The organism is Nonomuraea longispora, assembly GCF_004348345.1.
GTDB classification, from domain to species: Bacteria; Actinomycetota; Actinomycetes; order Streptosporangiales; family Streptosporangiaceae; genus Nonomuraea; species Nonomuraea longispora.
This window is the reverse complement of the sequence record NZ_SMJZ01000001.1, coordinates 1-20,331: the sequence shown is the minus strand read 5'-3', so window position 1 is coordinate 20,331 and position 20,331 is coordinate 1. Positions and strand designations below refer to the sequence as shown.

Genomic DNA, 20,331 nt, shown 5'->3' with positions numbered 1-20,331 from the left:
ATGTCGGATCTACGGCTCAACCTTCCGTTCGTTGGCATCCCGACCTTCCAGCGGTCGCCCATCGTGAGCGACCTCTCGCGGCTCGATGCCGACCTGGCCATCCTGGGGGTGCCCAACGACGAGGGCGCGCCCTGGTACCCGGGCGCGCGGATGGCGCCGCGGGCGATCCGGGAGCAGTCGGTACGGTACGCGGGCTACGGCCGCATGCAGGCCAGGTCCGGATATTTCGACATCGAGGAGGACAGGCGCTACCTGGAGTACGAAACCGCCAACGAGCGCATCGTGGACTGCGGCGACGTCGACATCATTTACTCCAACCCCGAACAGACCTTCAAGAACATCACCCACAGCACCGCGCAGATCCTGGAGGCCGGGGCCGTCCCCATCGTCCTCGGCGGCGAGCACTCGGTCACCTACGGCGTCGTACGCGCCTACGAGGAGCCGATCTGCGTCGTGCACTTCGACGCGCATCTCGACTACCGCCCCTTCATCCACGGAGCCCAGTACGGCAACGGCAGTCCCATGCTGAAGATCGGGAAGCTGCCGAACGTCGAGAAGATCGTGCAGATCGGCAGCCGCGGCATGCGCGCAGCCCAGGACGACCTCGCCGAGAGCCGCGCCAACGGCAACGACGTGTTCACCATGAAGGGCTTCAGGAAGGCCGGCGTCGAGCACGTGCTCACGACCCTGCCCAAGGGCAGGAAGGTGTACGTCAGCGTGGACATCGACGTGCTCGACATGCCGCTCGTGCCGGGGTGCGCCTCCGCCGAGGCCGACGGCATGTCGTACGAGGAGCTCCGCCAGACGATCTTCGCGATCGTCCGCGAGCACGAGCTCGTCGGCTTCGACGTCGTGGAGATCAATCCGATGCTGGACGTGGCCTCCAACGTCACCTCGCAACTGGGCGCCCAGCTGGCCATCGAGACCATGGCCCGCGCGGTCGAGAACCCCGGCTACCTGCGACGTAAGGGCCGCCTGTCCTGACACATCGGGCCATACGGGGACATGAGCCGATATGTCCCCGTATGGTCCCCGGTGACGACTGACGGGCGTAGCGTGACGTACATGCAAAAGTGCAGCTGAGTGGTGAGAAGGCCACCATGCTCGCCACTCTGTACGGCCGGGCCGTCGACGCCGAGTCGCCCACCCCCATCCTGGGAGACACGGTGGCACTCGAAGCGGTACGCGCCATCGACACCGCTTCACCAAGGTCGGCATGAAACGCGGCGACGCCGTGACCGTCGCCATGCGTGCCAGGCACCTGGACGACTGGACCCGCGACTTCCTCGCCGAACACCCCGCGGCGATCGTGCTGCACCTGGGATGCGGCATGGACACCCGCGCCCACCGCGTCGGCCCCGGCCCCGGCGTGCACTGGTACGACGTCGACTTCCCCGAGGTCATCGACCTGCGCGAGCGCCTCTACCCGGCACGCGAGCGGCACACCGCGATCCCCTCCTCCGGCTCGCCGGCGCGACCCTGCACGTCGTGCCGCTCCCCGAGCGTGGCCCGCAGCTCCATGACCGCGTTGTGCCGGAACTCCGTGGCGTCGGAGACTCCGTACAGCGTGTCCGGCCCGAGAAAGGCCCGGCGCGCGAGGTTGCGCTCCTGGCACATCGCTGTATCCCTTCACCCTGATCGCGCTACTTTTGTGTGATCAAGCACAAGGGTGTGGTTTGCCCCGGCGCGGGAGGCGATCGCACGAGCCGGTCCTCCGCCGGCGCCGGAGAGGAGCATGCATGCCGACTCTCAGTGGTCTGGTGAGCCGGCCCGGCCTGGGCCTGCGGTTCGTTGACCCTGAGGACGCGGTCCGGCATGGCGGCAGGCCGGTGGCGGCGGTCGCCGAGGGGATGTGGGCGGCCGGCGCGGGGGCGCGGGTTCACGCGCTGAACGACGTGCTGCTCGTCCTGCCGGCCGGGGCGGGCATCGACTGGCCGGCCGTGGAAAGCGCCGCCGGAGTGGTCCTCGCGGGAGCCGTCGAGGACGACGTGCTGTCCGCGTCGCTTCCGGCCGCCAGGGAGCACGGCGTCCCGCTGCTCATCGCGTTGGACGACGCTCCCCACTTCTGCGCCGGAATCCACCCGGTCATCCGTCGGGAACAGCGGCGCGAGCTGCACGAGCGTACCGACCAGTTGAAGGCGATGCAGCGCATCGCGCTGCGGCCGGACGGACTGAGCCGTCTCCTGCGATGGCTCGCCCGGCAGATCTCCGGGCACGCGATGCTGGTCGACCCTTCCGGTTCTCCGTTGTACGCCCACCCGAGGTCCTCGGAGGAGATCTTCTCCCGGGCGGAGAAGGACATCCGCCGCGTCATCACCAAGCAGACCCGGTCCGCCGCGATCAGCCTGGGTACGCAGGTCGCCCACATCATGTCCATCGGCAGCCAGGAGCCGAACCCGGTTCTCATCGTCGCCAGGGACGAACCCTTCTCCTCGGACGTCCGGAGCCTGGTGTCCGACGCTGCGGGCCTGCTGTGGCTGCGGTGGCGGATGGAAGAGCTCGGCCGGCACTCGCGCCAGGTCGAGCAGGCCGAGTCGCACAGCCGCGAGGCGGTCCTGCACCTGCTCATGCTCGGCCAGGTCCAGTCGGCGAAACGGGTCGCCGGAGCTCTGCCAGGGCGGCTTCCCGATCCCACCCGCGTCTACATCGTGGAGTCCCCGGCGAACCGCAGAGCCGACTACGCGAGGACGTGCGCCGAGGCCACCGGGGGACGGGCGTGGATCGTGGCCTGTCCCGTCTATGTCGGCCACCTCATCATCCTGGCCCCGGGCGACTCGCAGGACAACCCGCTGGACCAGGCGTTGCGCTCCCTGGTCGCGAGCAACCCCGGGTGCTACGCCGGAGCCGGGAGGCTCGTGCGGCTGCGCGACATCGCGGCCGGATACCAGCAGGCCTTTCACGCGCTCGCGGTGGCCAGGGGGATCGACGCACGGTGCGCGACGTACAGTTCGCGCGAGGACATAGCGTCGCTGCTGGGAGCGCGTGGCCACCGGTGGGCGGCCAGGTCGCTGAGCCGCCTGCTGGGTCACCGGCCCGAACGCCCGCAAGATCCCGACGCCGAGGAGCTCAAGGAGACTCTCACGTCGTGGCTCGCCTTCTTCAACGCGGCGACGCGCCAGCTGAAGATCCACCGCAACACGCTGTCCGCCCGGTTGCGCCATATCGAGCGGCTTCTGGGCTGTGACCTGAACGATCTCGCCGTCCAGGCGGAAACGCAGCTCGCGCTACGCCTCCTCGCTCAGCCGTCGCGGCCCGGCAACGACGAATCCGGCGATGTGACGCTGGACGCGCTCCTCGGCACTCCCGCGGTGTTCCACTGGGCGGAGTCGTACCTCACCCCTCTGAAGGAAAGTGACCCGTGCCTTTTCGAGACGTTGCGGACCTGGCTGAGGAGCAATGCCCGGCTGGACGCGACCGCGTCGATGCTGGGACTGACCGTGCCGGCCGTGCGCAAGCGGCTGGTCCGCGTGGAAGGAATTCTCTCCCGGTCCTTGCTCAATGGGCCTTCCGCGCGGCACGACGCCGTGCTCGCCCTCCGCATCCTCGATTCGGTCGGGCCGTCCTGACAGAGCCATTGGCCGACGTTGACTCAGCAGCATGAAACCGGCTGACCGCATCACTGTGCAGAAAGAAACCGGAGCACCCCCGCCGCTCGCCCTAACATCGGACACGCCATAACAAGCAATCGCGTGTCCCGAATTCAGTGGTGGCGGATGATGCAGCGGACAAAGGCGCGGACGGCGTCCTGCGAGTGGCATCTGGACGACTTCAAGCCGAGCGCCGTACGTCGCATGGTGGAAAACACTCTCTCGCTCTGGGGAGTGTTCGCCGAGACGATTGACGAAGCGAAGCTCATCACCTCGGAAGTGGTCACCAACGCCGCCACGCATGTGCGCCCTGAGCTGCGCAGAGGGTGTCTCGTCCGCCTTCGCGTCAGCTTGTCGCGGGACACGCTGCGCTTCGAGATCTCCGATCCCGACCCCCGGCCGCCCCGGTTGATCCCGGCCGCGCACGACGACGAGCACCATCGCGGGCTGGCCATTGTGGACGCCCTGGCAATGGACTGGGGCTCCAGGGCGGCCGTATCGGGATTCGGCAAGGTCGTCTGGTGGACCCAGCGGATCTCGCACCCATGGTAAATGATCGGCCCTTTTCAAGGAGCTTCATGTCGCACCATCTCGACTCGCCACTCGCCCGTCAGGACAAGCGTCTTGACATCAGCGATGTCTACCTTTTCCGAGGAACCTCGGGCACCGTCTTCGTCATCAATGTGAACCCGCTGTCCGGGACGGACGGCTTTCACCCTGAGGCACTGTACGAGTTCAACATCGATGTGGACGGCGACGCGGTCCACGACATCACCTTCCGGGCCACCTTCGGCGCCCGCGAAGCCGACGGCAGGCAGACGATCGACCTGCGCCGGCTCGACGGCCTGGACGCGCGCGACCGTTACGCGGCCGGGGTGAGCGTGGCCTCGGGGCGGACCGAGGAGGAGATCACCGGCAAGGACGGCGTACGCGTCTGGGCCGGGCTGGCCGGGGACCCCTTCTTCATCGAAGGCTCGGTCGTCACGGCCGTCGTGAAGGCCGTCGCCACGGGCACGCCACCCGACCTGGGCGGCTGGGACCGCCACAACGCGGCGAACGTCTTCAGCGGCACCAACGTCAGCGCCATTGTGATCGAGGTCCCCGACGGCGCGCTCGGGACGAGCTCCATCGGCTTCTGGGGGACGAGCGTGCTGCCGACCGACGCCGGCGGCTGGCGTCAGATCAACCGTTGCGCGCAGCCGCTGGTCAACACCATCTTCAACCCGGACGACACCGAACGCTCCAGCGAATACAACACCACCCAGCCGGTGCAGGACCACGCCATCTACGGGGCCCTGGTGGAGAAGCTGACCGCGGACGTGGTCGGCGCCATGGGCACGCACCCGGACCCCGCCGGCCATGGTCGCCATGTTCGCGACCTGCTTTTTCCCGATATTTTGCGGTACGAGATCGGCACCGCGGCGGAGTTCACCGTCGACAGGCGTAACGGCCGCAACCTGACGGACTGCACGCCGGAAGTCATGTTCAGGTTGGTGCTCAACACGCCGATCGACATGGGCCTCGACCCCGGATCGGCCACTGGGACGCTTCGCGCGGACTTCCCGTACCTCTCCCTGCCCTTGCCACAATCATGATCCACATCCCGGTCGTCGAACGGCCGTGACGAACAGGTGGTCGGTTTCGGCGAAGGACGCCACCGCGCGTGCCGGAACCGATCGCCGGCCGTCGCGTATCAGGCGGAATAAGCGGACGCGGCGGCGAGGAGATACTGGATCAACGTCCGGAGCACCGACATCGCGGACCGGCGGTCGCGGGCGTCGCACAAGACGATCGGCACCTGCGAGTCGAGTTCGAGTGCGGCTCGCACCTCGTCCGGTTCGTAGGGGAACGCGTCGTCGAACACGTTGACCGCGACCAGGAACCGGATGCCGCGATTCTCGAAGAAATCGATGGCGGCGAAACTCTCCTGAAGCCGCCGGGTGTCCGCCAGGACAATGGCCCCGAGCGCACCCGCGGACAGCTCATCCCACATGAACCAGAAACGCTCCTGCCCGGGGGTTCCGAACAGATAGAGCACGATGTTGTGCTGCGGGATGGTGAGCCGGCCGAAGTCGAAGGCGACTGTGGTCGTGGACTTGTCCACCGTCCTGCTGAGGTTGTCGATGCCCATGCTGGCCGCAGTGATCAACTCTTCGGTGTTCAGCGGCTCGATCTCGCTCGTCGAGCCCACGAAGGTCGTCTTTCCGACGCCGAATCCACCGGCGATCAGAATTTTCACCTGGATGGCCAGCATCTCAGATTCGTTGTAGACCATCGAGCAACTTCTCCAGGAGAACGCGGTCGGTGACGTGGCTGGACGAAGTGGACGATGCCCAGATGACAATGGCTCCGCAGTCCACCAGGTCCGAGAGGAGAACCTTGGTGACCATCACGGGAAGCCGGAGGTGCGCCGCCACCTCGACGACCGAGAGCGGCGTCTGGCACAGGCCGATGACCTTGACGTGTTCCGGATCGACGTCCGGGCTGGGCTTGCCCGTGGTGACCACCAACGAGAGCAGATCCATCTCCACGGTCGGGCGGGTGCGCCCCGAGTTGACCGTGTAAGGGCGGATCAGGGGGCCTGCTTCGTCGTCAAGCCATACTTCGTCGTCACCGGCCATGTTCATCGGGTCCTGTCGCCGGAACCTGTCGCCGGTGGGCGGGGCGCGGTGTGCAGGAAGGGACGGACGGCCTTGATCAGCCGGGCCATCTCGAAACCCACGACGCCCGGATCCGCGTCTTCTCCGGCCAGCACCGCGATGACCGAATTGTGGCCGGCCCACGCGATGAACAGCCGGCTCGACTTGAGTTCGGTCACCACCTGCCGGACTTCACTCGCGCCGTCGAATTTGTCGCTGGCGCTCCGTGCCATGGAGAAAAGGCCGGACGCGAGGGCCGCGAGGTATTCCGAACTGTCGCGGTCGAGACCGTGGGTGGCTTTCACCAGCCCGTCGGAGGACAACAGCACACTGCCACGAATGGCAGGGACCTCTTGAGCTAAGCCCTTGAGCAGCCAGGCAAGATCTTGGTTCGTGTTCGAAGAGACGGGGCTCAACAGGATTCTCCTTCTAACCGTGGGGTGATCTACAGACTGGAGTTTCCAGTCTCGTCTCTCGTGTCTTCGTCCTGCCCACTGCGCATCCCCTTCATGAATGACGCCATCAGCCCGTGATCGAGGTTGAGATCCGTATCGTCGTCCAGGAGCGCGGGAGCGTTGCGGAGCCCGGGCGCCATGTTCGTCTGAGGGCGACGTTTCGGCAGTTCCGGGCGTTGGCCGGCGCCTCGCGGAGGGCCGGCGTCGGGCCGCTTCTCCATTTGCCGGGCGGGCGGGCCGGCGCTCTGCTTCCGCCGGGGCTCCGGCGGGACGTCAGGGCGGGCGCCGGGGGCAGGCAACGCGGCGTCCTGCTGGGGAGCGGAGGACGACTTCGGGGAGAAGAGCGAGCCTGGCGTACTGGCCGGCACGGCGGTCGAACGGTCGGACGGCTCGGGCGAGGCCGGCTGCCGTGACACGGGCTCCTGGGACTCTGTATTGATCAACTCGTTGGGGATCACCACGATGGTCTGGGTGCCGCCGTAGATGTTGGTCTGCAGCCTGACCACGATCTTGTGCCGGCGTGAGAGGGCGGACACCACGAGCAGTCCGATACGGCCGTCCCGCACCAGTTCGTCGACGTCCGTTCGTTCCGGAGCGGCGAGAATGTCGTTCAGCCGGCGCTGGGTGTCCCGCGACATGCCGAGGCCGCGGTCCTCGATCTCGACGGCCAAACCGGCGGTCACGGTCTCCGCGTGAAGAAGCACCTGCGTGTGCGGCGGAGAGAACTTGGTGGCGTTCTCGACGAGTTCGGCGAGCAGATGGATGACGTCCGCGGCCGCGGCGCCGTCCAGGGCTCCCTCGACCGGCGGCACCACTTTGACGCGGCTGAAGTACTCGACCTCGGCGATGGCCGAGCGCAGGATCTCGTACGTGGCCACCGGCCTGCTCCACTGGCGCCTCGGCACGGCCCCGCCGATCACGGCGAGGCTCTCGGCCTGCCGGCGCAGGCGAGTACTGAGGTGGTCGACCTTGAACAGGCCCTTGAGCAGCTCCGGATCCTCGACCTGGTTCTCCAGCTCGTCGAGTCCCCGCATCGCCCGATGAGACAGTGACTGCATGCGCAGGGCGAGGTTGACGAAGACCTCGACGGGCTGGTGCGCGGGACGGTTGTTCGACTTCCGGCCGGCCGCGTTGATGACCGCGTTCCAGGCCTCGTTCTGGGCCTCCTGGATTTCGGCCTCAAGCTGCTTGATGGAGCCGCCGGCCGCCAAGGGCTGGAAGTCGACGCCGCGTCGTGCGGGAACCTCGCCGGCGGCGATCCGCTCTGCCAGGCGTTGCAGCTCCTGCCGTCCGCGAGAAACCAGGAACCCCAGGCTCGCGAGTCGTGTCTCCACTTCTCGGAAACGGGCGGCCGAACGGTCAGAAATCTGGTGCTCCCGCTGCGCCCCCTTATCCGCTACGACCACGGCGACACACATGATGGCCACCATTCCCCCCGCCATGACCGCCAGTGTCGGCCAAGCCTGCGGTGACGAAGGACTGGTCAGGATCAACACCGTCACCGCGGCCAGCCCAAGTCCGGCCATCAAAGCCGCTGGCAGAACGGACGCCCACAGGTGGAAGGCACGAACGTTGAGCGGACGACGTTTACCGCGGCCGCGTGGCCTGCCACGGCCTCCGGCATCTTGGCGTTCGGGGGCGGTGGAAGGCAAGGAAGGCGCAGACATCAAGCGTCCTTGGTACACGGGGTGATCGGGGGACAACGGTCACCATAACGAGTCAGGAGCACACTATCGGTTCATTCGGGATTTGAGGTGACGTGACGTACCGCCGTCACTGTCTTGTCCACCGGGGCTCCGGTGTAATACGGCGCTCCAACTACCCGGGCACGGCCTCGCTCGCACTGCCCTTCGGGCCGTCACCGAGGTCGCGGAGCTTGACGCGACCGATTTGCTGGCTGCCGCCCGCTTCTGACCACCTTGCTATCCTCCGAGCGGATGGCCGCCATCCCAGACAGGAACGGCCAGATAAGCAGACAGGAGCCTGTGATGAGTCTTCCCTCCACCTTTCGCCTAGTGACTCCCGTAGACGAGGACGCGCACCGCCGCGCTGCCCGGCTGGAGGAACTGGGCATCCGGGAGGAGCCTGACCCTGAGTTCGACGAGTTCGCGCGAGCCCTGGCCCAGGAGCTTGACGCACCCTTCTCCATGGTCAACATCATCGGCCCCGAACGGCAGTATTTCGCCGGTCTGTATCCTTCCTCGCGCGACCGGAACGTCGACCCCGAAACGGATCCGTTCCGGACCATGGCCTGCGACCACGGTTACTGCATGTACGTGGTGACGAGGAAACACGCGATGGCGTTGGACGAAGTGATGGACTACCACTTGTTCGCCAACAATCCGGTCGTGGACGAGATCGGGATCCGCGCCTACCTGGGCGCCCCACTGATCGACGGGACGGAGACCCTGGGCACCATCTGCGTCGTGGACACCAAGCCCCACGACTGGGGCACGGAGGGGGTCGCGTTCATCAAGGCCCGGGCCGCCGAACTGGTGGAGAGAATCCACCAGCGTGCTCGTCTGCCGCAGAGCCCCGGATACCACCGGGACGAGGCCGCGTCCTAGAACCAGTGCGCCCGCCGACCGCACCCCCACCGGCCGGCCGTCGTCGGGCCCGCCCCCTCCTCAGCGCTGGGTGGAGGCCAGGTTTGCGTCACGCCGGTAGGTGTACAGGATGAGCCCCTGGTGGAGCCGGCCCACCTTGTCGTACAGCCCGCGAGCCGGGGCGTCTTCCAACGTGTTCCAGTAGAGGTAGTGCGCGATGCCGACCATTCTGCCGTCCTGCCGGGCGCCGATCCCGCGTACCTGCTCGTCGTCGAGCAGCCGTCTCCAGGTCCGTTCGTAGTCGTCGTCGCTGCGTTCGAGCTCGAAGTACGTGTCCTTGTCCCGAGCCAGCCACTCCCAGCGGTCGCGGTCGGACTCGGTCAGTAAGTTGATCTCCAACATGACGCCCATCCTGCCGTGCGACACGGACGGGCGCGATCACCTCTCCCGAGCCGAGCGCGACCAACTCGCCGACGTCCTGGCCGCCCTCCAAGACATGGAAGCCATCCTCCGGCCCTGACGTGAGCGGGACGCCGGCTCTCCGGTTTTCTGGTGGGCGGACACCCGGCGGTGGAAGGCTGGGGCGGCATGAGCGACGTCGACGTGGAACAGATCGCCGCGTTGTTGAGGGAGCGGAACGGCATCGACCAGCAGATCGCAGCGATCATTGATCGTCCCATGACCGCGGGGCACCTGGGCGAATGGATCGCGGCGCGCATTTTCCGCATCGAGTTGGAGTCATCCGCCACGGCCACCGCGGTCGACGGTCGGTTCACGTGTGGCCCGCTGCGTGGCCGGAGCGTCAACGTGAAGTGGTACCTCAGGCGCGAGGGCCTGCTGGACCTCGGCGTCCGGACGAATCCGGACTACTACCTCGTCCTGGCGGGGCCCGCCTCACCGGCGGCTTCGTCCCGAGGCGGCACTCGTCCCCGGTGTATCGAGTCGGTGTACGTGTTCGACGCTGAGCAGTTGCTGGGGGAGCTCCGTGCGCGCGGAGTAGAGATCGGAGTCGCCTCCAGCGTCCGGGCCGCGCAGTGGGAGGCGGCTGAGATTTATCCGGGGGCAAGAAGCTCGCTGCTTCCCATCAGCCCGGAGCAAGCGGCATTACTGCGACTCTTCGCACTTCGGTGAGCCCGCTACGCTGGTCGATATCGTACATATTGATTAATTTGAGCCTGGAGATCCCTTAAATACCGGCGAACCAAATGACGGCCCTTTCAGCCGTAGGTGGTGCAAGCGAATCTCGGAGGCGGTCAACCGTCTCGGCTCCCTGGAGAAAAGCCATGTCGCCCACCGTGTTGAGGGCCACCGTCTATCGCATCGTGAACCTCGCGGATACGCTCATGCGGCAGTAGGGCGTGACCGTCGAGGTCGCCGCCATTCCGGCCGAGTCAGCGCATGACACGGAGGCCGCATAACGGGCGGAGACGAGCCGGAGCGCTCGGCAATCAACCCACACCACTATTGACACGCCCGTGCAGGGACACCGCCGCGATCACCCCGAACCAGCCCAGGCTGATGGCCAGGTTGATGCGCTGCCAGAGCCCGTGGTACGTCCCGGTCTGGCTCTCGGCGTCGTACAGACCCGCGGCAATCACGAAGGTCACCGGCACCGCGATCACGCTGGCGACGCAGAACCACATCCAGGGCCGCCCCCCAGGCTCGGCCGCGAAGCGCCAGGCCATCACACACATGAGCGCGATCAGTGACAGGTAGAACGGAATGGGATTGCCGTCATGGATCAGGCCGTGCACCGTCGGCTCGGCCGTTCCGGCGCTGCCCACGGGATAGCCGGGCTTGGGGTCGGTGACGAAGACGCCGCCCACGATCAGGCACATCCCGAAGACGGCCGCGAGTACGGGGGCGGCCGTCGATCCGCGCCCGTCGCGCATCACGCGCCGTAGACCGAGGGCGAACCCGAGGACGAGTAGCCCGTTGACGACGAAATTGGCGATCTGCACCCATCCTCGCTCGCCCAGGGAGAGCTCGCTGCCGAAGCGGTGCAAGGGCTCATACCCAGGTCGGATCGCACCGTCAACGAGGATCACCCCCACGAACAGTACCGAGACGACCAGGCCGCAGGCCAGCAGAAACCGGGTGGAACGCGTGTGCGGCACACCTTCTCCTTATCAGTGATAAATCCTTGGCGACGCCACGATGCCTTATCGTTGATAAGGAGTCAAATGTGGCAGGAGACCGAGACACGACGTGAATCGAACGACGATCATCAGGGCAGCGCTGGAGCTGCTGGAGGAGGTCGGGCTCGACGAGCTCACGACGCGCCGGCTGGCCGCCCGTCTACAGGTCAAGTCCCCTGCCCTCTACTGGCACTTCCGCAACAAGCAGGAACTCCTCGACGAGTTGGCCCGCCACATTCAGGCGCGCCAGGATCTCGGGCCGCCGCGCGAGGGGGAGAAGTGGCGCGACTGGCTCGCTCGCCGGGCCCGGGAGCGCCGCGACATCCTGCTGTCCCATCGCGACGGCGCCCGCCTCATAGCCGGAACCAGCCCGGGTCACGACATCGCCGCCACGTTCGATCGAGAGCTCCACGCGCTGGTGCTCCAGGGCTTCAGCCCCGTACAGGCGATGCGCGCCATCACCACACTCGGCTCCTACATCACCGGCTTCGTCCTGGAGGAACAGGCGCGTCACCAGCGGGACGAGCCCCCACCAGGTGGCCTTGACCAAGCCCGGGAGACCCCCACGCTGCTGGCCGCCATCCGCGACGGCGGCCCGCCGGATGGATCCGCCGCCTTCGAGGACGGGCTCACCCTCCTTCTCGACGGCATCGAGGCCGGCCTCCGAAACCACGGAGACACTTCCTCGGCCAGGTGACGCCGGTGAACGCTCCATCCACAAGCGTCCGTGATCATCCATGGCCGTGGTCGGCATGAATCGCCCGGGTTCGGTGGAGTCGCGTTCCTGGATTGTCATGCCACGGGCAAACCCTGGGTGGTGGTCGTATCCGTGCGGGAACCGTCATGAGCTCGGGCCGGCAATGGCCACCGTGCGGTCCGTCTATCATGATCTCTATTTGCCGCAGACGGTGAGGTTCTGTCGTGTGGAATGATCTGATCGGTCGGCTGTACGACGGTGCGCAGTTCGCTACGCCTGCTTCCGATGAAGAAATCGATCAGATTCAGCGGCGCTTGGGTCAAGAAGTGCCAGTCGAATTGCGAGATTTTCTGCGAGGAACCAACGGGGTCCAGGATGAGTATGGATCTGGGCTGGTGTGGTCCGTGCAGCAGATCATCGAGGAGAACGAGGCGTTTCGGCGCAGTGCCGACTTCGCGCGGCTATACATGTCTTTCGACCAGCTCATGTTCGTGGGGGACAACGGCGGCGGAGACCAGTTCGCGTATGTCCGGGTCCCGGTAGCGCGTGACGATGTGTTCGTGTGGGATCATGAGACTGATGATCGTAAGAGGGTTGCTGGGTCGCTGAAGGATTATCTGGAGCGTCGGGCCGGCTCGGACGGTGACGAGTGGTACAGGTGACGGTGTAGTCCAGGAGCCTCGGGCTGGCGTCCGCCCGGCGTCTCGCGGTCGTGGTTCCAGAAGCAGATGAAGCGGCTGTCCGAGGCGGGCGTGATCGGCCCGTACGACGACGAGCGGCAGCGGTACGAGGTGAGGGACCGGCCCGAGCTTCCTTGATCCCGTGGCCCCCGCCTCATGGCGGCCGTGGCCCCCTCAGGCCAAGATCAAAACGCGCGGCGTGCGCAGCCCACGCGCAGCCGTACACGCGAGGGCTACAGAGCGACGGAGGCACGCCGCGCGAGCGCCCTCAGCCCTGACAGGTTGCTGTGCAGGTCCTGATGCAACAGGTCCTCGATGACCCGGCGCGGGCCCGACCGCCGCACCTCGGCGGGCGCGATCTTCTCCGCGACGAGCAGCGCGCGAACCGCCCGATCGGTCTTTCCCCACAGCGTGTACGCCTCAGCCACGCCCGTGTAGTACGAGGCCCGCCGCTCCACCGTCGGGATGTCGTCGGGCGAGATGCTACGGGCGTGTTCGATCGCCATCCCGGCGTCCCCGAGCACGATGGACACTCCGATCCGATACGTGACCACGTGGCCGGCCGAAAGCACCAGCGCGGGGGCCTTGGCCGCCGCGTCCGTCGCCTCCTCCAGCATGGCGAGCGCGCTGTGCCGGTCCTCCATCCGCGCGGCCGCGATGGCGCCGGTGGACATGAGCGCCCCGTACGCGCCCCACGCCTGAGGCGCCGCGCCTGCCAGCTGCGTCCGCAACATGTCGGCGGCGCGGGCGGTGAGGTCGCGGGCCTTGCCGTAGTCGGCGGCGCGGTGGAACAGGCTGACCATATTCCGGCGGGCCTCGGCGATCGCCCTCAGGTCGGCGCTGGCGGTGGCTGCCTGCTCGCCCTGATGGGCGGCCACCCAAGCGTATGGCGGGGCGGACAGCTTGATGAGGGTCCGGGCGGCAAGGTGGTACACCTGGGCGGCCAGCGTCTGCCCGGCCGGTTCGGTGGCGGCGCGGGCAATGGGGATCAGCTCGGCGAGATCGTCGGCCAGGCCCGCGTACCGGGCCGCGGTGAAGTCTCGGCGCGCCCGGGTCACGGCACGAGAGAACTTCGGCAACGCCATCCCGGCCGACTCGGCGGGAGCGTTCGGGATGAGCGCATCACGCAATCGCGCGACCGCATCGGTGTTTCGGTCCAGCTCGGCCAGGCCGCCCGTGACCAGCGCCGTGCTCGCGCTCTTGAGGAACGTGCGCCGTTTCGTTGCCTCACCCCCTGCGCTTGCCCCCAGCATAGGCTGCGGCCCGAATTCGCTCACCCACGATTCGATGAGCCTTCCGTCGGCTCCGAGGACGTCATCGGCGAGCTCGGCGAGCAGCCGTTCCGGACTGCGTTGCCGCCGCTCAACTCGGCTCAGGTAGCCCTTGGAGTAGTGGGTGGCCTGCGCGAGTACCGACAGCGACACCTTGCGCCGCTCGCGCCAGTGTCGCAGCTGCTCCCCAAAGGCCATGGTTGCCTCTCACGGTTGCCTGTTGCCCCGTCCAGGCAACCCCTCGTGTGACGAGCGTCACCCGGAACATGCTTCACCGTAACCGCGTCACCTCGACCAGCGACAGCACTCGGAGACACCCGATGACGTACGCCGAGCCACACGCCCTCGTTGAAGCCGCCGACCAGAACGCCCGCCGTGTCGTGGCGCAGGCGGCGCTCCTGCCTCGACTAGCGGGGACACCAACTGTCCGTGCTGCGCAACACCTACCCGACGTGGGACATCGGCCACCAGGGCGACCCATCGGGGGTGCTCTGGTGGATCGCCGAACTGCGCCAGCCGGTCACGCCGGAGTTGGTGGCGGCCGGAGTCTCGCGGACGATCCGGCGGGAGGACGCGATCGCGCTCGCCGCCACCCTGGGCTGGCAGACCGCACTGCTGCACACTGTACGCCCGGTCCTATTAGCCCCCGGCCCGCCGCTGTCAGGTGCGGCGCGGCGGGCCGGGGGTTCCACCAGAGAGCCGGCGCGGCGGTGGTGTATCCATTCGACCGGTCCCGCCGCCGCGCCACCGGAAGTGACCACCATGCACACCTGGGAATCGCACACCCCGCGAGGCTCACGCCTCCGCATCCACGAAACATCCTGCTGCGGCGAATACGAGCTGGCCTCAGAGGGCGGCGAATACTTCGTCCTGCGCTGGACCAAGAACAGCGCCTATGAGGAGACCAGCCGAGGGATCTATGGCCGGGCTGCCCAGGCGTGGCGCGCCCTAGCGGAGGCACACGTCTGTAGTCGACGGACGTCGGGGTCCTCGCTGGCCACATGACCAGCACCACCCACCCATCCACCCACAACGGAGGTATCAAGATGACGACCCTGTCACCCTCAAAGCCATGGGGCTTGACCCGCGCGACACCGCACCTGCCGGAGGAGCCTCTGCCGTGGGTTGAGACTTGGCTTGACCCCGTCACTCAGGTGACCGTGTTCCTCGACGAGCACGGGCACCCGGTCGACATCACGGCCGGCGGGACCAGCAGGTCCTTTGCGACCGTGTCGATGTCCCGCCCGCACGACGGCGGGAAGAACGCGCCGCAAGTGGCCGACGACTCACCCAACGACATCGAGAAGGACTAGAGCTGTGAGAGCCTCCCCGGGCACCGTCCTGGTGATCACATGCGAGGAAGACGTCACTGCCAACCTGGTCATCACCCAGCTGAACGAGCGGGGCGCGAGGGTTGCCCGGGTGGATCCCGCTGACATCGGCCCCGATCTGGTGCTCACCGCCCAGATCGGGGCCGGCCAGCCGGGCCGCTGGGCGGGCCAGCTGCGCACGCTGAGCCGGCACATCGCCCTCGACGATGTGCGCTCGATCTACCACCGCCGCCCGTCGCTGTGGCGCTTCAACGGCTTGGAGCCGCAGGCGCGGGAGTTCGCCATGGCCGAGGCCAGGCACGGCCTGAAAGGGCTGCTAGCGTCCCTGCCCGCCCGCCGGTACGTCAACCACCCCACCGCGAACGAGCGGGCAGAGGTGAAGCCGGCCCAGCTCCAGGCCGCCGTCGACGCCGGGTTCGACGTGTCCGCCACGCTGATCACCAACGAACCCGACGCGGTCCGCGCGTTCGCTGCCGAGCATGGCCCCATCGTCTACAAGTCGCTGCGCGGTGTCCCCTCGGTGCCGGGCGGCGAGGTGGCGGCGATCTGGACGCAGCGCATCGACCCGGCCGACGTGGACGAATCGCTGGCCATCACCGCCCACCTGTTCCAGGCTGAGATCCCCAAGACGAGCGACGCCCGCGTGACCGTGGTCGCCAACCGGGTATTCGCACACGAGATCACCACACCGGACGGCGCGCTCGACTGGCGCTCCTCCGACTGGGCGAAACTCAACCACACTACCGTCCAGGTACCACTGGACATCCAAATTGCGGCCCGCCGCTACCTCGACACGTTCGGGCTGGTCTTCGGCTGTTTCGACTTCGCCCTCCAGGAATCCCCGACCGGTCGCCGATGGACGTTCGTCGAGTGCAACCCGAACGGGCAGTGGGGATGGCTGCCCGACTCCGACACGATCGCTTCCGCTTTCGCAGACGCTCTCCTGGAAGGATGGGCCGGATGAACGACCTGGCCGCGAAACTGCGCGCTGACCTCGCTGCCACCATCGGCGGATCCGCTGGCTGGAGGAGAACGGTCGAGGCGGTGCCGCGCGAACTGTTCGTCGGCGACGCCCTCTACCGTGACGACGCCGAGGGGTGGACGCCCATCTGCCGGTCGGAGATGACCCGGACGGAGTGGCTGACCCTCGTCTACGCCGACACAACGTGGGTGACCCAGGTCGCCGGCGTCATGGCTGAGGACGCCGCGCCCGGGCCCGTGCCCATAAAACGGCCGACGTCGTCGTCTACCCTGCCCAGCCTCGTCGTGCGGATGCTGGAGGCTTCCGAGATCTCCGAGGGTGACAAGGTGCTGGAGGTCGGCACCGGCACCGGCTACTCCACGGCGCTCATGTGCCACCGGCTCGGCGCCAGCGCCATCACCTCCCTCGAGTGCGACGCAGTGGTCGCCGACCGGGCGAAGACGGCGCTCACGATCGCCGGCTACCTGCCCACGCTCATCGAGGGCGACGGGCTGAACGGTCACCCCCGCAACGCCCCCTACGACCGACTGATCGCCACCTGCGCCGTCCGGACGATCCCGCGCGCATGGGTTGAGCAGGTCCGCCCGGGAGGGACGATCACCACGCCGATGCTCGGCTGGACCGGCGGGGCTGCGTTCGCGCACCTCCAGGTGGCGGAGGACGGCACCGCGGCCGGGCGGTTCCTGACCCACAACGTGTACTTCATGCCGGCCAGGCCGCACGCCGCTCCACCCCTGGACACCGTCGAGCTCGGCGTCGGGGACGTCAGCTACACGCGTGTGGATCCGTCCCTGCTGAATGACGACGAGGCTCTTTTCGTGGCCCAGCTCGCCGTCCCGCAAGCGCAACATGCTTGGGCCGGGAACGTGCTGACACTGGACGACCCCGGCAGCGGCTCCCACGCCGACGTCAGGCCCGCCGACACCGGCCGCTGGCTTGTCCACCAGCACGGGCCGGTCCGCCTGTGGGATGACGCGGAGCAGGCCCTCACGGCGTGGCTCGACACAGGGAAACCCCACCAATCGGCCTTCATGCTGACCGTGACACCCGAGCGGCAGTGGGTGTCACTGGACGCGAGCGGCCGCGACAACCTTCAGTGGGACCTGCCGACCTGACCCGGGCATGACGAATGGCCCCCGCCCACACGGCGCATTCGAGGGGTCGTCGCAACACGATGATCACTTACTGGCGGCGGCCAGCCTAGCGAGCCGAGTGGGTTTCCGCAGTCGCCACAACTGGGGATTGCGGAAGCTCTCGGGGGCGGAGGTCAGCAGATCACCAACGTGGGTGGCATGAAGCTGACCGAGATCGGGGTGGCTGGGTAGTCTCGGCTGATGGCGAAGATCTTGGTCACGGGGATGTCGGGCACCGGCAAGTCCACGGCGTTAGAGATGCTGGCGGCCCGGGGTCATCGCGCCGTCGATACTGACATCGACCAGTGGAGCCACTGGGTGACTCTGCCGGACGGATCCACTGATTGGGTGTGGCGGGAGCCGGCCATCAGCGACCTGCTCGCCAACCACCGTGAGGGCGCCCTCTTCGTGGCTGGCTGCAAATCCAATCAGGGTCGGTTCTACCCGCAGTTCGACCACGTCGTCCTGCTCAGCGCTCCCGTTGACATCATGCTTGCCCGCATCGCGACACGCACCAACAACCCCTTCGGCAAGCGCCCTGAGGAACGTGAAGCCATCCTGCGCGACCTGGCCAACGTGGAGCCGTTGCTCAGGGCCACCTCCACTCTCGAGATTGACGCTTCTGCGCCGATCGACAAGGTGGTCCAGCAGCTTGAGGAACTCGCGCAAACGACGCCGTGATCAAGGGTTGCAGGGCCAGGCGCTCCGGCCTCACCGCTTCTGGGTTTAGGCGCAGGTCGCCAGGAGCCTTGCGAGGCGTTCCGCCGGGGTGTCCCACGCGAGCGTCTTGCGAGGTCGGGCGTTCAGCTCGGCGGCGACGGCGTCGAGGTCGTCGCGGGTGTGGACCGACAAATCTGTGCTCTTGGGGAAGTACTGACGCAGCAGGCCGTTCGTGTTCTCGTTGGAACCGCGCTGCCATGGGCTGGCCGGGTCGCAGAAGTAGACGGGCTGCCCCTCCTCAGGGACGCACGTGCCCGTCTGGCCGCGTGCACGCTTCAGGTAGAGCCGGGCCAACAGGTCGATCACGACTTACGCAGTGTCCGCACCTCGCCGAGCAGTTCGTCGAGCTTGCCGTGAATCTCGTCCAGCGCGGTGTCCAGCTCCTGGAGGAAGGTCGCGGGCGACACCTCGCGCTCCCCCTTGGTGCCCTTCTTCCGCTTGATCCGGGCCTTGTGCCAGACGTCCTCGGGTGCCACGTCATCCTCTTCTCCGGCGAGCGCCTGAGCCCGCCGTACGATCTCCGCCTTCTACGCCACGATGGGCGAGCCAGGACATGCCGTGTGCCCGCCCCACGCCGCGCCGCCCATGCCGTGATGGCCCAGCCGAACCTGTCCGGGCCGCTGGTCGCCTGGAGCGGCACGCCGTGCTCCACAGTGCGCCCGAGCGAGCACCTCCGCCGCAGCGGTCAAACTGGGCATCGGTCAGCTTCTCGCCGCTCTTGCGCTCGTTCTCGATGCTGATCCAGCTCGGATTGCCGACGCCCTGCGCCCACGCTTTTGAGGAGCTATCGGCCCACTGGTAGAGGCTCCCGGTCTTGCCGGTGCCGAAGTGGCTTGACCAAATGGACGCATCGATCAAGACGCAACCGAAATGGCAGCTGGCTATCCGCCCACCACCTGCCGAACGATCGACCCGACGATGCCGCCGCCGGTCGCCGCCGCGCCGGCCGCGATCCACACCGCGCGCTGGCACGCGACTGCGTCGCTGATGTTCGCCCAGGGCGCCGACCTGAAGGCGATTCAAGGTGTTTTCAGGCATTCGCGGCAGAGCACGACTGCGGACGTCTACACGCACTTCCTCGACGAGATCCGCCGTGGCACGGCTGACAACGTGGACTCCGTTGCTACATGAACGCCACGGCGCCCCTTGCGATCAAAGGACGCCCTGGTCAAACTGTGCGCGGCCGACAGGAGTCGAACCCGTAACCTTCTGATCCGTAGTCAGATGCTCTATCCATTGAGCTACGGCCGCTCGTTGCTAGACCAGCATAGCGGGTTGTCGGGGGTGCCTCGAACCACATGCCGCAATCATGAGCTTGCCGACTCCACCTTACGTGGCCACAGCGTGTAGCTGACCGGCCAGAGTATGGCGATCAGCGGTATTTTCAACAGGTCGTCCATGAAAGCGACCAGCGGCTCCGTACGCGCCGGGTCGTCGACGAGCCACACGAGTCCGAGCAGCACCACGCAGGCGATCCCGTACGCCAAAACGATGCGCAGCCACAGCGTCCACTCGTAGCGGGCTCTGGCCATGCCGCCCGCCGGTGGTCTGGGGGGTGTTGGGCCGCCGGCGAAGCGGTGGTGGAAGCGGGCGTCGGCCCAGCGGATGGTGCGGTGGCCGAAGACGATCGAGTAGGCCAGGTACGCCGCCGCCAGCCCGTGCCGGACGTCGCCCGTGGCGCCCCCGCGCATGTCGATGACGGCCGCCGCCAGGAGGATCACGTCCAGCAGGGGGACGGCGAGCAGGAGGGCGGCGCCGACGGTACGGCGGTGCCAGAGGTAGCGGCAGGCCAGTCCGAGTCCCAGCAGGAGCCAGAAGCCGATCTCGCAGCCGACGATGAGGGCGACAATCACGTGTTCCAGTGTTGGGCAGGGGGCCGGATGGCGCATCGTCAGCGGAAACGAGCTTGTGGATACATCGAAGGGTGTATCCACAAGCGTCGCGCAGCAGGAGGTGGCCGGGCCGGAAGGGTGGTGGGATGAGGACATGAAACGGGTGGCGTTGGGTGCCGGGCTCGCGTTCGCGATCGGGCTGGTGCTGATCGCGGGCGGGGCGCACTTCCAGCGTGGCCTGCCCGAGTGGTGGATGGTCGGGCCGCTGGCCTTGACCTGCGCGGGCGTGCTGGTGCGCAGGCGGACGCCGCTGCTGGCTC

General features: G+C 67.4%; 24 protein-coding genes, 1 tRNA gene and 1 pseudogene. 15 read left to right on the top strand and 11 right to left on the bottom strand.

The window, feature by feature from the left end; genetic code table 11:
• From E1267_RS00140 to E1267_RS00115, 5 genes are all read left to right on the top strand, one after another.
• The gene (locus E1267_RS00140; RefSeq protein WP_132328356.1) at positions 1-984 is read left to right on the top strand and encodes an arginase family protein; all 984 of its coding nucleotides are present in this window, start codon (positions 1-3) and stop codon (positions 982-984) included.
• Positions 985-1,216: 232 nt separating this feature from the next.
• Entirely contained in the window at positions 1,217-1,657 is a 441-nt protein-coding gene (locus tag E1267_RS45460; protein WP_220449281.1) for a class I SAM-dependent methyltransferase, read from the top strand.
• A gap of 82 nt (positions 1,658-1,739) precedes the next feature.
• A complete protein-coding gene (locus tag E1267_RS00125; protein ID WP_132328354.1) occupies positions 1,740-3,566 on the top strand; it encodes a helix-turn-helix domain-containing protein in 1,827 nt (608 codons plus the stop codon).
• Between the two features lie 147 nt (positions 3,567-3,713).
• Positions 3,714-4,139, top strand: coding sequence for an ATP-binding protein (locus tag E1267_RS00120; RefSeq protein ID WP_132328352.1), 426 nt, complete (start codon positions 3,714-3,716; stop codon positions 4,137-4,139).
• Positions 4,140-4,165: 26 nt separating this feature from the next.
• On the top strand, positions 4,166-5,182 hold the full coding sequence (locus E1267_RS00115) for a DUF4331 family protein (protein WP_132328350.1): 1,017 nt from the start codon (positions 4,166-4,168) through the stop codon (positions 5,180-5,182).
• A gap of 98 nt (positions 5,183-5,280) precedes the next feature.
• Here E1267_RS00115 and E1267_RS00110 read toward each other — a convergent pair whose 3' ends face one another.
• Genes E1267_RS00110 through E1267_RS00095 form a run of 4 tightly spaced genes read right to left on the bottom strand, consistent with a single transcriptional unit; the run spans position 5,281 to position 8,384 of the window.
• Complete coding sequence (locus E1267_RS00110; protein WP_132328349.1) at positions 5,281-5,862, bottom strand: GTP-binding protein; 582 nt, start codon at positions 5,860-5,862, stop codon at positions 5,281-5,283.
• Positions 5,843-6,208, bottom strand: a complete 366-nt coding sequence (locus E1267_RS00105) for a DUF742 domain-containing protein (RefSeq protein ID WP_201760386.1) — start codon at positions 6,206-6,208, stop codon at positions 5,843-5,845. The genes E1267_RS00110 and E1267_RS00105 overlap by 20 nt, the downstream gene beginning before the upstream one ends.
• A 2-nt stretch (positions 6,209-6,210) precedes the next feature.
• Positions 6,211-6,642 carry a roadblock/LC7 domain-containing protein gene (locus E1267_RS00100; protein WP_246063296.1) on the bottom strand — a complete coding sequence of 144 codons (432 nt, stop codon included), beginning with the start codon at positions 6,640-6,642 and terminating at the stop codon, positions 6,211-6,213.
• 29 nt (positions 6,643-6,671) lie between these two features.
• On the bottom strand, positions 6,672-8,384 hold the full coding sequence (locus tag E1267_RS00095) for a sensor histidine kinase (RefSeq protein ID WP_165959395.1): 1,713 nt from the start codon (positions 8,382-8,384) through the stop codon (positions 6,672-6,674).
• Between the two features lie 312 nt (positions 8,385-8,696).
• Here E1267_RS00095 and E1267_RS00090 point away from each other — a divergent pair, with 312 nt between their 5' ends.
• Positions 8,697-9,248 carry a GAF domain-containing protein gene (locus tag E1267_RS00090; RefSeq protein WP_246063295.1) on the top strand — a complete coding sequence of 184 codons (552 nt, stop codon included), beginning with the start codon at positions 8,697-8,699 and terminating at the stop codon, positions 9,246-9,248.
• A gap of 60 nt (positions 9,249-9,308) precedes the next feature.
• Here the strand turns inward: E1267_RS00090 and E1267_RS00085 are convergent, their stop codons facing one another.
• On the bottom strand, positions 9,309-9,629 hold the full coding sequence (locus E1267_RS00085; protein ID WP_246063294.1) for a hypothetical protein: 321 nt from the start codon (positions 9,627-9,629) through the stop codon (positions 9,309-9,311).
• 186 nt (positions 9,630-9,815) lie between these two features.
• Here E1267_RS00085 and E1267_RS00080 point away from each other — a divergent pair, with 186 nt between their 5' ends.
• Positions 9,816-10,358 (top strand): hypothetical protein, encoded by a 543-nt coding sequence (locus E1267_RS00080; RefSeq protein WP_132328339.1) that lies wholly within the window; start codon positions 9,816-9,818, stop codon positions 10,356-10,358.
• A gap of 317 nt (positions 10,359-10,675) precedes the next feature.
• On the opposite strand, the gene E1267_RS00075 is transcribed toward E1267_RS00080, so the two are convergent.
• A complete protein-coding gene (locus E1267_RS00075; RefSeq protein WP_132328338.1) occupies positions 10,676-11,344 on the bottom strand; it encodes a DUF998 domain-containing protein in 669 nt (222 codons plus the stop codon).
• A 91-nt stretch (positions 11,345-11,435) separates the two neighbouring features.
• Here E1267_RS00075 and E1267_RS00070 point away from each other — a divergent pair, with 91 nt between their 5' ends.
• Positions 11,436-12,062 carry a TetR/AcrR family transcriptional regulator C-terminal domain-containing protein gene (locus E1267_RS00070; protein ID WP_132328336.1) on the top strand — a complete coding sequence of 209 codons (627 nt, stop codon included), beginning with the start codon at positions 11,436-11,438 and terminating at the stop codon, positions 12,060-12,062.
• 224 nt (positions 12,063-12,286) lie between these two features.
• Positions 12,287-12,724 carry an SMI1/KNR4 family protein gene (locus E1267_RS00065; RefSeq protein ID WP_132328334.1) on the top strand — a complete coding sequence of 146 codons (438 nt, stop codon included), beginning with the start codon at positions 12,287-12,289 and terminating at the stop codon, positions 12,722-12,724.
• Between the two features lie 251 nt (positions 12,725-12,975).
• Here E1267_RS00065 and E1267_RS00060 read toward each other — a convergent pair whose 3' ends face one another.
• Complete coding sequence (locus tag E1267_RS00060) at positions 12,976-14,211, bottom strand: helix-turn-helix domain-containing protein (RefSeq protein WP_132328332.1); 1,236 nt, start codon at positions 14,209-14,211, stop codon at positions 12,976-12,978.
• A gap of 231 nt (positions 14,212-14,442) precedes the next feature.
• Here E1267_RS00060 and E1267_RS00055 point away from each other — a divergent pair, with 231 nt between their 5' ends.
• The 5 genes from E1267_RS00055 (at position 14,443) to E1267_RS00035 (ending at position 18,140) form a co-directional block, all read left to right on the top strand.
• On the top strand, positions 14,443-15,018 hold the full coding sequence (locus tag E1267_RS00055; protein ID WP_132328330.1) for a hypothetical protein: 576 nt from the start codon (positions 14,443-14,445) through the stop codon (positions 15,016-15,018).
• A complete protein-coding gene (tgmA, locus tag E1267_RS00050; protein WP_132328328.1) occupies positions 15,015-15,326 on the top strand; it encodes a putative ATP-grasp-modified RiPP in 312 nt (103 codons plus the stop codon). The genes E1267_RS00055 and tgmA overlap by 4 nt, the downstream gene beginning before the upstream one ends.
• A gap of 4 nt (positions 15,327-15,330) precedes the next feature.
• Positions 15,331-16,308 (top strand): ATP-grasp ribosomal peptide maturase, encoded by a 978-nt coding sequence (gene tgmB / locus E1267_RS00045; protein WP_132328326.1) that lies wholly within the window; start codon positions 15,331-15,333, stop codon positions 16,306-16,308.
• Positions 16,305-17,441, top strand: a complete 1,137-nt coding sequence (tgmC, locus tag E1267_RS00040) for an ATP-grasp peptide maturase system methyltransferase (RefSeq protein ID WP_165959394.1) — start codon at positions 16,305-16,307, stop codon at positions 17,439-17,441. The genes tgmB and tgmC overlap by 4 nt, the downstream gene beginning before the upstream one ends.
• Positions 17,442-17,660: 219 nt before the next feature.
• Positions 17,661-18,140: an AAA family ATPase gene (locus E1267_RS00035; RefSeq protein ID WP_132328322.1), complete on the top strand. Its 480-nt coding sequence runs from the start codon at positions 17,661-17,663 to the stop codon at positions 18,138-18,140.
• A gap of 45 nt (positions 18,141-18,185) precedes the next feature.
• Here the strand turns inward: E1267_RS00035 and E1267_RS00030 are convergent.
• Together E1267_RS00030 and E1267_RS43950 are read right to left on the bottom strand one after the other, a co-directional pair.
• A pseudogene (locus tag E1267_RS00030) lies at positions 18,186-18,413 on the bottom strand (IS30 family transposase); the annotation flags it as partial.
• Between the two features lie 68 nt (positions 18,414-18,481).
• Positions 18,482-18,655 (bottom strand): hypothetical protein, encoded by a 174-nt coding sequence (locus E1267_RS43950; RefSeq protein WP_165959393.1) that lies wholly within the window; start codon positions 18,653-18,655, stop codon positions 18,482-18,484.
• Between the two features lie 394 nt (positions 18,656-19,049).
• On the opposite strand from E1267_RS43950, the gene E1267_RS45450 reads away from it, so the two are divergent.
• The gene (locus E1267_RS45450; protein WP_132328320.1) at positions 19,050-19,310 is read left to right on the top strand and encodes a site-specific integrase; all 261 of its coding nucleotides are present in this window, start codon (positions 19,050-19,052) and stop codon (positions 19,308-19,310) included.
• A gap of 47 nt (positions 19,311-19,357) precedes the next feature.
• Here the strand turns inward: E1267_RS45450 and E1267_RS00015 are convergent.
• Both E1267_RS00015 and E1267_RS00010 read right to left on the bottom strand, forming a co-directional pair.
• Positions 19,358-19,430: transfer RNA gene (locus E1267_RS00015), tRNA-Arg, on the bottom strand.
• A gap of 56 nt (positions 19,431-19,486) precedes the next feature.
• Positions 19,487-20,032, bottom strand: coding sequence for a hypothetical protein (locus E1267_RS00010; protein ID WP_132328318.1), 546 nt, complete (start codon positions 20,030-20,032; stop codon positions 19,487-19,489).
• Positions 20,033-20,331: the final 299 nt, after the last annotated feature.

Coding starts and splice junctions, on each gene's coding strand:
- E1267_RS00115 (WP_132328350.1), top strand. CDS start 4,166: ATGTCGCACCATCTCGACTCGCCACTCGCCCGTCAGGACAAGCGTCTT.
- E1267_RS00060 (WP_132328332.1), bottom strand. CDS start 14,211: ATGGCCTTTGGGGAGCAGCTGCGACACTGGCGCGAGCGGCGCAAGGTG.
- E1267_RS00140 (WP_132328356.1), top strand. CDS start 1: ATGTCGGATCTACGGCTCAACCTTCCGTTCGTTGGCATCCCGACCTTC.
- E1267_RS00035 (WP_132328322.1), top strand. CDS start 17,661: ATGGCGAAGATCTTGGTCACGGGGATGTCGGGCACCGGCAAGTCCACG.
- E1267_RS00080 (WP_132328339.1), top strand. CDS start 9,816: ATGAGCGACGTCGACGTGGAACAGATCGCCGCGTTGTTGAGGGAGCGG.
- tgmC (WP_165959394.1), top strand. CDS start 16,305: ATGAACGACCTGGCCGCGAAACTGCGCGCTGACCTCGCTGCCACCATC.
- E1267_RS00085 (WP_246063294.1), bottom strand. CDS start 9,629: ATGTTGGAGATCAACTTACTGACCGAGTCCGACCGCGACCGCTGGGAG.
- E1267_RS45450 (WP_132328320.1), top strand. CDS start 19,050: ATGGCAGCTGGCTATCCGCCCACCACCTGCCGAACGATCGACCCGACG.
- E1267_RS00110 (WP_132328349.1), bottom strand. CDS start 5,862: ATGGTCTACAACGAATCTGAGATGCTGGCCATCCAGGTGAAAATTCTG.
- E1267_RS00120 (WP_132328352.1), top strand. CDS start 3,714: ATGATGCAGCGGACAAAGGCGCGGACGGCGTCCTGCGAGTGGCATCTG.
- E1267_RS45460 (WP_220449281.1), top strand. CDS start 1,217: ATGAAACGCGGCGACGCCGTGACCGTCGCCATGCGTGCCAGGCACCTG.
- E1267_RS00105 (WP_201760386.1), bottom strand. CDS start 6,208: ATGGCCGGTGACGACGAAGTATGGCTTGACGACGAAGCAGGCCCCCTG.
- E1267_RS00125 (WP_132328354.1), top strand. CDS start 1,740: ATGCCGACTCTCAGTGGTCTGGTGAGCCGGCCCGGCCTGGGCCTGCGG.
- tgmA (WP_132328328.1), top strand. CDS start 15,015: ATGACCAGCACCACCCACCCATCCACCCACAACGGAGGTATCAAGATG.